This window comes from Enterococcus phoeniculicola ATCC BAA-412, assembly GCF_000407505.1.
GTDB lineage: Bacteria > Bacillota > Bacilli > Lactobacillales > Enterococcaceae > Enterococcus_K > Enterococcus_K phoeniculicola.
Genome location: NZ_ASWE01000002.1, coordinates 290,177 through 304,742, shown reverse-complemented (window position 1 = coordinate 304,742; position 14,566 = coordinate 290,177). Strand labels below are relative to the sequence as shown.

At 35.3% G+C, this 14,566-nt stretch carries 9 protein-coding genes; all 9 read right to left on the bottom strand.

Going from position 1 to position 14,566, the window contains the following annotated elements:
- Nucleotides 1-354: 354 nt before the first annotated feature.
- On the bottom strand, nucleotides 355-828 hold the full coding sequence (locus I589_RS08205) for a GNAT family N-acetyltransferase (RefSeq protein WP_010768572.1): 474 nt from the start codon (nucleotides 826-828) through the stop codon (nucleotides 355-357).
- Nucleotides 829-1,306: 478 nt separating this feature from the next.
- The gene (locus I589_RS17825; protein WP_010768573.1) at nucleotides 1,307-1,855 is read right to left on the bottom strand and encodes a TetR/AcrR family transcriptional regulator; all 549 of its coding nucleotides are present in this window, start codon (nucleotides 1,853-1,855) and stop codon (nucleotides 1,307-1,309) included.
- Between the two features lie 113 nt (nucleotides 1,856-1,968).
- Entirely contained in the window at nucleotides 1,969-7,095 is a 5,127-nt protein-coding gene (locus tag I589_RS08195) for a SpaA isopeptide-forming pilin-related protein (RefSeq protein ID WP_010768574.1), read from the bottom strand.
- A 564-nt stretch (nucleotides 7,096-7,659) separates the two neighbouring features.
- Entirely contained in the window at nucleotides 7,660-8,754 is a 1,095-nt protein-coding gene (locus tag I589_RS08190) for a tyrosine-type recombinase/integrase (RefSeq protein ID WP_010768575.1), read from the bottom strand.
- Nucleotides 8,755-9,599: 845 nt separating this feature from the next.
- Nucleotides 9,600-10,547 carry a LacI family DNA-binding transcriptional regulator gene (locus I589_RS08185; protein ID WP_010768576.1) on the bottom strand — a complete coding sequence of 316 codons (948 nt, stop codon included), beginning with the start codon at nucleotides 10,545-10,547 and terminating at the stop codon, nucleotides 9,600-9,602.
- Nucleotides 10,548-11,175: 628 nt separating this feature from the next.
- Complete coding sequence (locus tag I589_RS08175) at nucleotides 11,176-11,931, bottom strand: alpha/beta fold hydrolase (protein ID WP_010768577.1); 756 nt, start codon at nucleotides 11,929-11,931, stop codon at nucleotides 11,176-11,178.
- Nucleotides 11,932-11,971: 40 nt separating this feature from the next.
- Nucleotides 11,972-12,931: an Mn/Fe ABC transporter substrate-binding lipoprotein EfaA gene (gene efaA, locus I589_RS08170; protein WP_010768578.1), complete on the bottom strand. Its 960-nt coding sequence runs from the start codon at nucleotides 12,929-12,931 to the stop codon at nucleotides 11,972-11,974.
- Complete coding sequence (locus tag I589_RS08165; protein ID WP_010768579.1) at nucleotides 12,932-13,774, bottom strand: metal ABC transporter permease; 843 nt, start codon at nucleotides 13,772-13,774, stop codon at nucleotides 12,932-12,934.
- Nucleotides 13,774-14,514 carry a metal ABC transporter ATP-binding protein gene (locus tag I589_RS08160; RefSeq protein WP_010768580.1) on the bottom strand — a complete coding sequence of 247 codons (741 nt, stop codon included), beginning with the start codon at nucleotides 14,512-14,514 and terminating at the stop codon, nucleotides 13,774-13,776. Before I589_RS08160 ends, I589_RS08165 begins: the two co-directional genes overlap by 1 nt.
- Nucleotides 14,515-14,566 lie beyond the last annotated feature (52 nt).

Here is a 14,566-nt window from a genome sequence, read left to right as displayed (position 1 = left end):
CAACTGAAAAGAAAAATAGCTCAGCACGCTTCACTTCATTTTTCATAGGCTCAAATTTCCTACAAAAAACTAGTCATTACGTATTCCGAGCTATCCTCTAAATTTATTATGTCTCTTTATTTTTGCAATTATCTGCTAGTTTTTTATGTTGATAAAGATGTCATGTGCCAAACAAGTCTTTCTCTAACTATCACTTATTTTCTCTATCCGATTTGTATGGACTTGCTCTATTGACCCAAGCTTCCTAAATTCGTTGGCAGAAATACCATTGAGAGAACTTGCTATAAACATGTAGATTGGATTGTGTTTGTGAATAGTCACTACCATAGAAATTCACTTATTTTTTTGTTTGGACTAAACATGTCCTAAATCCTTTTGGAAAACAAAAGACTTAGCTTTAGGACCATATGTCTTTTCGGCTACTTTTTGAAAACCATTCTTCTCATAAAAATGATGATTTCTTATTGAAAAATCAGGTGTTTCTAAGACCCATACACCTGTCTTATTCTGTTCAAACACATGCCAGACCTCGCTCCCTAACCCTTTATTTGCGTATACTGGCAGAATACAGAAATAATCAATCACTTGCGTGGGCTCTTCCTGATAAACAAGGATGCCACAATCGATCTCATTAACCTGGATAACTAATTTATTCGATTTTCTATCGTTAAGAATTTTTTTAGCCAATTCTCCATTATCATAGCCCGGAGGTCCCTCTTTCTTTCCGCTGCTAAAAGCTCTTTCGCTATCTTCGTTAAATGAGTCAATCAAGACTTTTTCCAGAAAAATCTTGTCTTTATCTATTAATTTTCGAAATATAATAGTCATTTTTTTGCATCTCTTCTCTTTTTAGCCTATTTCATACACTGTTTACTTATAGCATATTCCTAGATTCTATACATACTCAAGTCTTATCTGTTTCAAGAAAGAAATTCAATAATCTCCTTATTTATAACTTCCATCCAACTTTTACGAATTCTTTTGATTCTCTTCTGTTTAATAAACTGCATATTTGTCACCATACTCTTCTAATCCTATTCTTTTATTATACATAATAGATTCATTTTGGTAAAAAAATCAATGGATTTAAAAAAATTCGTTTTTTAACAAAAAGAAGGTAGGTCATAACTGAGTTATACCCACCTCGTAAAATTTTAATAAAGATTGATAAGAGAAGAAACTCATCATCTTTTACGCATGGAACATGCTTGAGTTGAAGATCTCCACGTTTTACTTCTCCTATGGATGCGCACTACCTGGTGTTGCAAATCACGTAGCTTCACTTTCGATGATGCACGGTACCTACTTAGTTCTTGGAGCTGAAGACTTCTGATCCGACCTCATTAGACAAATCCCTCTTTATTGATTTTATAAGTTCCTCATAAAGTTCCTTTTCTGATATATATTCACTCTCCAAAAAAACTAAACTAGAAATAAGAACAGTCACTTTTGCAAAATAAACGGGCACGTTCTTTTTCTCTAAACTATTCTTAATCTCTGGTATTTCACAAAATAGTTGATATAAATATTGGTTGAATGAAACAATCATCTCTTTATTCGTCAAGAAAGAAAAATATATTTCTCTTTTTTCAACTGAAAAGCGATAACATCCCCAAGCATACTGCTGTATCGTGTCACAGTTTTTAAAATAATTTTCTTTTATTTCATAAAATAATTTTTCGGAAAGTGCCTCTTTTAAGGCATCCATCGTTTTAAAAGACAAATATATGGGTTGTGTTGAAATATCTAATTCTTGCGCAAGACCTCTGGCTGTCAATGAATCAAACCCGCTTTTTATAGCCAATTGATAGGCACCCTCTAAAATAAGCGTTTTATCATACTTCTTTTTTCTCATAAAATTCTCCTTTACAGAATAATTAACTTGGTATTCTCCTTTAAAAATAGCAGTGGCTACCACAACGGTACCCAACTGCTATCTATTTTTAAGAAAAATAAACTTACGGATTTTTATCTTCTGCGTTTTCGAGCAAGCATATAACTACCAGCTAGTAGTACAATAATTCCTCCACTCAAAATCAAAAGAAGCGAGGTATGATTCTCTCCTGTTTTTGGCAGATAGGTATGGTTCTTTTTGACAGCTTTTGTCTCATTTTTCTTCTTTTTATTTTCCTGTTCATTTACTTTTGTAACAGTGACTAATTGATGTTGATTTTCTGATACATTAATTTCTATAGGTGTGCTGTCTAACTTGTACCCTGCTGGCGCTTTTGTTTCAATGAATTGATACGCGCCTGGAGCTAAATTTTCTACCAAAATAGTTCCGGCACTATCTGTGGTTTGCTTTGTTACCACTTTTCCTGCTTCATCGCGCAATTCAAAGACTGCCCCTTCAAGTCGTTCGTTAGTCTGTTTGTCTACCTTATTTAATAAGACAGCATCCTTCAATTGTTTGTTAGTCTTTTGAAGGAACAATGCTTCCGTTTGATTCTTCTCAATTGAAAAACGAATCGGCGTAGCATCTAATTCGTACCCTGCTGGTGCATTTGTTTCTATTAATTGATACTCTCCTGGTTCTAATTCGTTAACTGCAAGTCGACCATAGTCATCGGTTGTCATTCCATCGATAACCGTTTCTCCATCTGCAGTTTTTAACTCAAATTCAGCACCAGCTAACGTAGAATGCGTTTGTTCATCAATCTTTTCTAAGAGAACACTTCCTTCTTCTCTTTGGTTCGTCTTTTTCAGATCTATAGAATCAGCTGCACTCTTAACGGTAAACGCCACTGGCTGATTATCCAATACATAGCCTGTTGGTGCTTCTTTTTCAACAAATTGGTAGTCGCCAGGCGCCAGTGTATCAATAGATATTTTCCCAGATTGATCTGTAACTAAATCTTCTAAAACGAGTTTTCCGTCCTTGGTTTTTAAGTCAAATCTAGCACCAGATAAAACTTCATCTGTTTGTGCATCTACTTTTGTCAGAGAAATTTTCCCAAGCAGCTTTTTATTTGTCTTTTCTACAGAAACAGCCTCTTCTTGATTCATTTTCACCGTAAATTTCACAGGCTCATTATTTAACACGTAACCTGCGGGAGCTTTTGTTTCAATAAATGCATACTCTCCTGGTGTCAAATTTTGAACGGCTAACTGTCCAAATCCATCAGTTTCAATTGAAGAGTGAATGACTGTACCTTTGTTATCCACTAATTGGAATACAGCCCCTTTTAATTTTTCTCCAGAAGATTCATCTGTTTTTGTGAGCACGACTGAATTAGTAAAAAGTTTATTTGTCTTTATTACATTTATTGCTTCTGTTTGCCCTTTAGCAATTGTAAAGTCGATTGGTGTAGCATCTAATATATAGTCTTGCGGCGCCTTTGTTTCAATGAATTGATAGTCGCCTGGAGCTAATTCACTCACGTTGATTTTTCCTGAGTCATCCGTTTCCAAATCGGATTTTATCGTGTTATTTTCACTATCTAAAAGCTTAAACTGAGCACCTTTGAGTCCTTTATTCGAGGATTCATCTACTTTAGTAAGAATAACTGAGCCCGTAGTTAAGGTATTCGTCATTTCTAAAGAAATTGCCTGTCCTTGCTTTTCAGTAATTGAAAATTTGACAGGTGTTTTATCAAGCTTATAACTGGCAGGAGCTTTTGTTTCAACAAATTGATAGTCGCCAATTGATAATCCTTCAACTTTTAATATCCCTGCACTATCTGTTTCGTGATTGGTGCTGACTATTGTTCCATCGGATTTTTCTAGTTGGAAAACTGCCCCTTTCAATGGATCACCGGTTTTCTCATCCGTTTTCGTTAACTCTATACTGTTTGGAATGGTCTTTTTATTTTTCACTTTAATTGGATCCATTGATTCTGTCAGCGTGAAGGCTTTTCCATCTTTATAGTCTGGATTAATTTCATAACCATTTGGCGCTTTTGTCTCTTTTAACAAATAATCACCTAATGGCAGTCCACTGAAGGAGGCTTTCCCACTTGCATCGGTATCCGCTTTAAGTCCTGTTTCAGTTCCATCTGATTTCAAAATTTCAAATGTTGCACCTGCTAAATAGATTGTTTCATCCGAGTCATCAACTTTTATGACTGAAACATCCGCAGTTTTCACTACACCTGACCCGCTTCCGCTAGTAAAGCTCAAATTAACTGAAGCTGTTGCTTGTCGATAATAGCTACTCAATGCCCCATAACTCGTCGAATCAACTACAGAGGTATTTTTCACTAGTCCAGGGAATTCACTGATTGTGTTATAAGCCACTTGAATATTTGTTGTCGCTTTATAGTCTTGGAACGTAACTTTAAACGTATTTCCAGTAATTGATAATCGATAATGATCTGTACTAATTTTTTCACCTGTGCCTAAATCTGTGACTACAAATGACGTCGGATCATAAGCTCCGTTTGTTGTTCCTTGATTTAGGGTATCTGTAATCACTGGATTTTCAACAGGTAGTATTGAAGAAATATTTTTTGTTTGTACTTTCCAGTTTGCTACATTTTCTTTTTCAGTATCTTTTAAAACTGATTTTTGTAACGCCACTTCGGAATTTGCTACATAAATAGAAGCTTTATAATCCACTGGTGCTTGTGTTCCATAGGTAATGGTTGCTGTATTATCAAGTCTCTGGTAGATATACCAATCTTTTTTCATTCGCGTTTTGTATTTAACATAGACACGTTTTGATTTTAAATTTCCAAATTCCAAGTTCACTTTGTTATTTGATGTATCTATTTTTGTCGGATAAGCATCTGCTCCTTCTGGAAGCAGATTATAGTCATATCTTAAATAATTTTGAATGTTCGTTAGCATGTCTTCACTTGTTACTTCTTCAAAGCGTAATGACCCAGGAACTAACTCTACTCCACTAGGCAATGTATCTTCCATAGTTGTCATATCGAATTTTGTTCCTTTAGAATTTACCAGTACTAGCCAATCTTGATAAATATACTGATTATCTGATGTACCCGTTCTTACAAGCTTAGTTCCACCAGTATAGTAAGGGTCTGTAAATATTCCTTTTGCTTCGTATTCTATAACACCTGGCGTGTCTCCGTAGTTTAGTGTTGCCTTATTTTTAATTTCTGTTTTTTGATCAGAGGTTTCAAGTTTTGTTTTAATCGTGATAACAAGCGTATCTTCCAGTTGTGCATATTCCCCTAGAAAATCGATTCTTACGCCTCCATTAAAACTGTCAGGTGCACCATTGACGTTAGGTGATGCGCCAACAGGAGAACCTGTTTCATCAAATTGCGTCACTTTATAATCCACATTTTCTACTAATGGCTCTGTTTCAGTGTCAGAAATTTTCTTAACAACAGATAAACTAGTAAAATCTTTTACCGCATCAATAAAATAATCATGGACAACCGGCTGCTTCATTTTATATTTTTCTGCATTAATGGTAATTTTCCATTCCATCGTTCGGTTAAATACATCTATTGTTCCTGACTCTTTTGACAGAAGATTTGGAATAAGGCTTACTTGTGCTTCTTTGCTGATTCGTCCATCGGTTACTTTATTTTTGATAACTCGCTCAGTTGGATCAACAATTTTTGTCGAATATTTGATTAAATACGCTTGGTTAGTATTTCCAGCCGGATGAATTTCAAGGGAGCCAGACGAATCTGCAGTTACCGATAGCTCGGATGAGCCATCACCTTGTTGAACGGTGTCATAGCTGTTTCCATTGAGATAATTAAATCCTATTTTTTCAACAGAAAGTGAGCCCTCAACAAATTCCACCCCTTGATCTGTCAAATCGGTTAAAAGCTTGGATGCTGGTGTTTGAGGCTGTTCGTTAAAGTTGTATTGAATCTCCCAATCAACCATTCCTGTTTCCTTGTTTATTTTTCCTTTAGCAGCTAGAGGAAAAATAGTGGCAAATGTTTTTGAGTTATAAGAAGAGCTTATGCTAGCATTATTTTCATAGGTGTATGAGTAACCATAAAAATAATTGTACTCAAGTCCTGAAACTGCTTCGTCAATATAATTGGTTCCGTTAATACCAGAAACTGTAGATTCTATATAAATTGCTTTCTTTCCAACCGACTTGGTTAATGTAATTTCAGCTGCCGCTGAGGTTGTTTCACTGTTCTTATATACGATTTCATAATCTGTTCCTTCGGTAAGTAGTGTCTTTTTACCGACGAATACACCGTTAAAATCAACATCCGTTGTATAAACATGGACTGAATCATAGATGATTTTGCTAGTCCCGTTATACGCCTCCACTCGAAACATACGATTTTCATTATTCGTACGGTCTAAGTTGAAAGATGACAAAATTTGTGCACTTCTTGGATTCAATGAATTCATCGTAATACTTGTACGACTTAATCCCTTATCAAGACTAGAAGTCATTTCTAAGTGATAAACTGTTTTTGTTGGTGCGGTATTAAATGTAATTGTCTGATATTCTTCAGAAATCGTTGTAACTTTCTCTACAGAAGTTGTGAGTGTTAAATCATATTCTTCAGCAGTTACATTATCCTCTAAAAAAGTAATGGTTAATTCTTTTGTAGCAGCATTAATCGCCCATTTTGCTGAAGTCATTGGAGAAAAATCTCCTGATAAATCCTTTGCAATGGCAATTTGTGCAGGAAGTTGCGTGGTGAATGTATCTCCAGCTTGATAATTTTTATTTGAAAAAGAAAACTTCATGCTTAACTTAATACCAGACATATTTGGTAAGGTATCTGATGGCTGAACTTCGTCCCCATTTATTTTGTAAAGTTTTGCTGAAGTAAACAAATTATCAGCGATTGCAGCACGCGTTTTATTTGAAGGACTTTGTTCATTTATTTCAGGTTTCGTTTTATCACTTGCTTCTGGAGCCGAAGATGTTTGTTGCTCGTCTTTCTTTTCTTCGGATATGGGTTGTTCCTCTTTCTTTTCCTCACTGGAAGCAGGAACTTCTTTTTCCTTTGATTCAGTTGATTCTTGTACACGTATGGAACTATCTGTAGTTTCTTTATCCACAGATGATTGAGTTGTTTCTGTCACTGATTCTACGTCACTTTGTACCGTTTTAAGTTCTTGTGCATAACCAATTAGCGGACTTAGTATTTGTAAAAAAAGTAAGCTGACCAACCAAATTCCTATTAATTTTTTCTTCATATATCTTTTGACTCCTTTTCTAGGTATTCTCAAAAAATTAACGCCATTCATTCCATTTATTTCCTTAGAAGACATAAATGATCAAAAGAATTTTGCATTTTTTTGAAAACATACTTTCAATTCATCCCCAAAAGAGGTTTCATCACAAGAGTTTATAAAAGCTTATCTCCCGTAGCCAACCGTACCGATTTGTAGAAACATATCATTGCGGTTAAAAACTTTGTTTTTTTATCAATCATTCTTATCATTTACGCATTTGATCATCCACTCAAATAAAAAAACAGTTCCTCTCATCACCTCCTAAAAAATGAATGTTTTCTAATCCTATCCTTAGTCCCCAATACCAATGGATAGACCTTCCTATAAAAATGACTTATAATTGTTCTCAGTGAAAAATTCTTTTTTACCTTTGGCCAGGTTTCTTGGAAGAATTAATTCTAAGAAATAGAAATTAATCGCGTAACAACGGGAATAAATCAGTCCTTGACGGCTAATCTGACGGCTTAAAAATCTGAGGAAAATTCCGAGGGATTTGTAGAAAGCGGTTTCATTTCGTTGTTTTTTTTATACTAGCCGACTAACCCATTTTTTTCTTTGGGTCATCATAGAATCTACATAAATATCTAACGTCATTTTGGCTGAGCGATGACCCAATAATGCACTAACGGATACCACATCAGCCCCTATTTCTAACAATCTTGTAGCAAATGTGTGTCTAAGCTGATGGAAGTGTAAATTCGCCAAGTTTGCACGTTTCAGAATTTTTTTAAACTGATATGAAAGCGTTCGTGGCTCAAAATAGCGATTGTTTTCTCCAACAACATACGGACTAGTTGCGGCTTTTTTTTTATTTTTTAATATTTCACATATTTTTTTATTTAATGGAATTTTCCTGTATCCTGAAACACTTTTTGCAAGACCAATCGATATTTCTGTTTTTTTTCCTTTTCTGGAGGATAAAATTCGTTGAAGTGTTCGGCTGACTGATAATTCTTTTTTTTCTAGGTCAATATCTTCCCACTTCAATGCGCTAATTTCACCTATTCGGAGTCCTGTGTGAAGTGCTAGCATAACAGAAACACCATTTTTAGAAGTCATTGCACTTTTTTCGAGCCTAGTCTGTTCATTTTTTGTAAGTGCAGATACTTTTTTTCTTAATTGACGAGGAAATACAATGTCAAATACAGGATTCTTGAGAAGATATTGATAGTTTAGCGCATCGCTTAAGCTATGCTTTAAAATCTGGATAACCGTTCTGATTGTATATGCAGATAACCCTCTGTCAGAGAGTCTGTCCACTAGTTTTTGAATTGTTTCTTGAGTGACTTCAACCAAAGGAACTTCACCAATCTCACTAGAAACATATTGCTGCAGTTTATATTGATAACTTGCATAAGTAGAAGGTTTTACTTTTGAAGCAAGGGCTCCATCTAACCATATATCTATCCATTGCTTCATCGTTCCTTTAAATTTTACTTCTTTTTTCACTTGTGTCTTATATTGGTATTTCTTTTCAAATAATTTTATTTTTACTTCTTTATAGGTACGTGCATAAATGTAACCGTAACGAATACTATTGTCTGGACGTCTACTCTTAATAAAACGCCCTTCCCATCTACCATCTTTTCGTTTATATATGTTTTCTCCACGGCGTGCCATGTTCTCTCAATCCTTTCTATTTTTTGACGGCTGACTTGACGGCTAAAAAAACAAAGATAGCTAACAACATCAAGAAAGTATTATGTGAAAAAATTGGTCAAATTATAATAGAATCTTACTTCTATTGACATTAAGATTACAATAACGTACCATATATTATAGAATGTTTTCTAATCAGTGATTTTTATGTCAAAATTGCTATAAATATTCTATATAATTGATCTTTTTTCTTAGAATTAATTCTTCTAAGAATTTTTTTGTTATTTAAAAATGAATAAATAACGATTCGACAAATTTATTTCCCCACAGATTAACTGCTCAGTTAATCATCTTGCTTTTTAAAATGATCCATTTATGCATTAATACATTTGAAAAAAGCATACTTCCCAAAGAGTACGCTTTCATATAGTCACTTATTGATACGAGGAAAAGATGGGAGAACTCATCTCCATAAGGTCTCCACATCCTTTCGCTCTCATTACTCTCTAAAGGCGGGACGAAGAATTAAGAATCTGCGCATCCCAAAGCTTTGAGGAGTATTGAGTAGGAATCAGTCAACATTGAAAGTTGCCTATCTTCTTCGTGATTTTCTGCCTATGACCACAAATCACGAAATTTCACTGCTGATGATGCAAAGTATCTACCTGGTTCTCAATCCTAAATACTTCTGTCCCACCCTTGTTATTATTTTGCTCAGTTAAACGATTTTTTCAGAAACGAAAGATAGGAAAAGCACGAAAATCAACTAAAGATTTTTATGCATTTCCTATTTTTATTATAGATTATTACATTATATACTGGACGACCTGCTCTCTTTAGAAAGATCGCCTGTTTCTTAGCGTATTTTATTTTGTTGATTCTCTTGTAATTAGTTCTGGAAGAAATCGACGATACCCTTGGCTTGCACCATGTTCTTCAATTTTTTTGACCAGCATTTCCCCGCAAACCTCTCCCATTTTAATTATACTCTGTTTTGCAGTGGTTAATTTAGGTGAACCAATTTGATCCAAAAAGACTCCGTCAAAACCAATAATCCCAAAATCATCAGGAACATTTCCCCCACTATCAATAATACCGCGCTCTATGCCAATTGCTAATCGGTCTGAACTACAAATAAAGCAAGTATTCTTCTTGAACAAAGACCAATTTTCTTCAATAAACTGTTTGGCTTGTGTAGAATGGTTCGCAAAACGATATATCGACGGTTCTTTCTCATGCTCCTTCATCACACCTACATATCCTGCTTCTCGGGAACGAGAGAAAGGCTCATCTTCATCAATTCCAATAAAAATAATATGTTTATAACCCGCTTGTAAGGCATAAGAAGTGGTCATTGCGGTGCCATATTGATTGTCGCTGTCAACGTAATCAATCCCATGTGTATTTTCTCCAAATAAAATGACTGGCTTCTCCAATCGATTGATCCACTCAAAGTCTGACTCACGAAATCCTGTAATAATATAACCATCACAAGCTCCTAAATCAAAGGCATTTTTCGTCACAAGCTGCAATGAATAATGCGCTTCTCCTACCGTTTTTGAAATGCCCATTAACAAATTCATATAATAAGGCTCTGTCGTATCAATTTCTTCTAAAATAAAAAGTTTAACAATTTGTGAGCGGTTAGAAACCAGCGCTTTAGCTGCAATATTGGGTCTATAATCAAGCTCCTTCATCGCATGAAACACAAGTTCTTTTAGCTCATCCGTCACCTGCTCAGGGTGATTAATTACACGAGAAACAGTCATTTTAGACACATTTGCTAATTTTGCTACATCTGATAAAGTTGCCATCTTAACCTCTCCTTTTCCATAGTATAACATGCAGGAAACAGTTCGGTCAGTAAAAAAGAGACAGAATAGACACGAGAAGACTTGAGAATTTCTATATTTTTTGAAAAATGTATTCGTTTCACTTAATCATGAGAAGAGATACCTGTTTTGTAAAATGGCACTTATCTTTCACCATGATTGAATAAGAGCACTTTTTCTTTTGGTTTCAGGTTCTTCAAAGCATAACGCTTAGAGGATGTTTGTGCTGGTCTTACTTTGAGACATCAAAAGCTAAAATAAACGTTATTGATTTTCCTCTTTTCTTTCAAAAGACCTTCACTGATTCTTCCGATTCCCCTTTCTTTTAGATAGACTCGAAGCTCCAGCATACTTAAAACCGATTCTAAAAGGATAGTAAAGGAGCCCATTTTATCATTCGGAATCGAGATCTTTGAGGTCTTGTTCGAGCTTCCTTTCCCCCCCCACCATACGCTATAAACAGAAAATAGTGGGTAAAGTATTCCGTCGAATATCTTCCCCACTACCCTTAGTATGTTTATTGCTAAATTATACTTCTTTACAATTTTCGTCACTAGTAACACTATCGTTAGGCGCCAGATTCGCACTGTTTGTCATTTTTATCCTGCTGTTAGGAAAGAAGCTTTGCTTCAAAAAAAGAACTGATTTTATCCATAGTTGGCACTTTCACTAAATGAGGTTCATTTACAGCCACATGAAATTCAATATTCTTTCCATTTTCCGTCTGCTTATTTTTTCGGACAAACTGTGCCGTATCTTCAAATCGAATTTTTTCATCTGCTGTTCCATGCCAAATGAATAAGGGTCTTCCCTTCAAGGTTTCTTTATTTTCACTTAAATCATAAGCCTCCAACCAACTCAAGAGCGACTCATAGTCATCTGGTAATGAAATGCCCATTTCCGCTGTACGTGTACGGATATTTTCACGATAAAGTAAAGGTGCTGGGGAGCCCATCACACAAGCTGCTGCAGAAATTTCGGGATGATGAGTCAATAAAGCACAGGTAGTCATGCCCCCCATTGAAACTCCTCCAACACCGATTTTTTCTGTTGCAAGTCCCTTTTCCATAAAAAAATCTCTCAGTGATTGGAACTCAAATAAGTTATAGTAGATACTGTTCCAGAAGGTTAAAGATGGAATAGGCGAAACTGGATGCTTTCGTTCTCCATGTCCCATTGCATCTGGCAACACCACTCGAAATCCTTTTTCAGCTAACTTCCTTCCTTGCGTTAATACTAATTCCTTGCTGGTTTGCCAACCGTGGTAATAAATAATTAAAGGTAGCGCCTCTGACTGATTTTCTTTCAGAACGACCTCTAAAACAGGTACTTCTTTTATGGTTCGTTTACGAACGATTGGATTCATTTTCTTCACTCCTCAGGTTCATACTACCATATAGTCCTTATTATTTGTCTGTTTTTGATTTTCCTGCTAGTCCCTCATGAATTTGGTCAAGATTCCATTTCATCATATTGAAGTAGCTATCTCCATTACTCCCAGGTTTTCCGATTGAATCCGTATAGATTTCACTATAAATTTCTTTCCCAGTCTCCTTAGCTACCCGCTCCATACTTCTATGATCCACGCTCGTTTCGACAAAAAGAACAGGAACTTCACTTGATTTTACTTTATCTACAATTTGTTTCATTTGGTCTGGCGTTCCTTGGCTTTCAGTGTTGATTTCCCAAATATAAGCAGCTTCTAAACCGTACGCTTTAGAAAAATATTTAAAGGCTCCTTCACTTGTTACTAAAAGCTTTTTGCTTTGTGGAATATCTGCAAATTCAGAAAGGGCTTCGTTATGAAGCTCTTGTAGTTTTTTTACATAGACTTCTTCATTTTTTTGATACGTTGAAGCATTATCCGGATCTTTTTTTGAAAGCACTTCTGTTATCTCATCAACATACCTAATCCCATTTGTTATATCTAACCATGCATGTGGATCCATAGATGACGCATCTGTTTTTCCCTCTAAATATAAAGGTTCTACTGCCTTACTTACAGAAAAATAATCCGTTCCCTCTTTTTTATTTGTTGTTTCCATCAGTTTAACAAACCAGCCATTTCCTCCAGTCTCTAAATTTAGTCCGTTATAGAAAATAACGTCTGCATCTGATGCCTTTTTTATATCTTCCGGTAAAACTTCATGCTCATGAGGATCTGTACCTATAGGAACAATACTATGAATCGCTACTTCATCCCCTCCAATTTCTTTCACCATGTCCGATAAAATCGAATTTGTCGTAACCACGGATAACTGTTCTTCTTTTTTTGAAGAATCACTTGTTGATTCATTTGTCGAACTATTTCCACAAGCACTTAACATTCCTAAAGCTAATACACCTAAAATAAATTTTCTTTTCATTTAATTTCTTCCTTTCTTTTGTCGTAAAATCCCTTTTGACTTAGCAAACAAGAAAGCCAAAGTAAAAAACACACCAGCTGTTAGCACGATCGCAGCACCTGAAGCTAAATTGTACGTATAACTAAAAAATAATCCGACCACTGCACTGACTACACCAATTGTAGAAGCTAATATAATCATAATTGATAGTCGATCTGTTAAAAAATAGGCGGTAGCTGCTGGAGTAATGAGCATAGCAATCACTAAGATTGTTCCTACTGTTTGCAGTGAAGTTACTGCAACTAACGTTAGTAAAAACATTAATGCATAATGAATCAATGTAGTATTCAAACCATAGACTTTTGCCATTGTTGGGTCAAAGGAGCTAACTAATAGCTCTTTGTAAAAAATGAGAACAAACAAGACAACACATACGCCGACAATAGCGGTCATAAACATATCGGAATCTGTCACTGCTAGTACATTTCCAAACAAAATATGATATAAATCTGTTGAACTTTTTGCAAAAGAAATTAATATAATCCCTAATGCAAAAAATGTACTAAACACAATACCTATCGCCGTATCATTTTTTAATTGGCTTTTTTCTGTAATAAATCCTATTAGTGCAGAAGCTGCTAGCCCAAATAAAGAAGCACCTATAATGTAACTTCCACCAATCATATAAGAAAGGGCTACACCAGGCAAAACCGCATGAGAGATGGCGTCGCCCATTAAAGACATCCCTCTTAAAATGATGAAAGATCCAATCACACCTGAAATCAACCCAACCATCACTGATGTAAGCAATGCATTCTGTAGAAACTGATACTGAAAAACTCCGTCAATAAATGCGCTAATCACTAGTTTTCCTCCTTTCGTCGGATGAATCCGATTGACTCACCATATGCATGCAACAAGTTTTCTTGCGTAAATACTTCTTCAACTGGTCCGATCGCAATCACTTGCTTATTTAAAATAATTACCTCATCAAAATAATCTGTCACTTTGTGTAAATCATGGTGGACAACAATGATTGTCTTTCCGGATTTTGCCAGCTCTTTCAATAACTCAATAATCACTTTCTCACTTGTTACATCAATTCCAACAAACGGTTCATCTAAAAAAATAATCTCTGCTTCTTGGACAATTGCTCTTGCTAAAAATACACGTTGCAGTTGACCGCCAGATAGTTGAGAGATTTGACGTTGCGCAAAATTCTCTAATCTTACTTTCTTCAATGCCTTCTCAACATTCTTCAAATCAGCTTCTTTAGGGCGATGAAATAACCCTAATTTAGGGTATGTTCCAAGGGTAACCACTTCTGTTACAGAAATGGGAAACGTCAAGTCAACTTCGCTTCTCTGTTCGACATAAGCAATCTTTTTTTGAAATTGTTTTAATGATTTCCCTGAGAAATTTACCTCTCCATCCATGGGCACCAATTTCAATAAAGCTTTTAACAATGTTGATTTTCCTGCACCATTCGGCCCCACAATACCTACCAATTTTCCTTTGGTGATTTGCAAATTTTTTATAGTTAAAACGTTCTCGCCAGTATAACTGACGTTAAGGTTTTCTCCTTCAATTATGGTTGTTTTCATAGTTCCTCCTTCAAAATGAATTTATTTTAGGTTAGCCTAACTTTTTTATTAA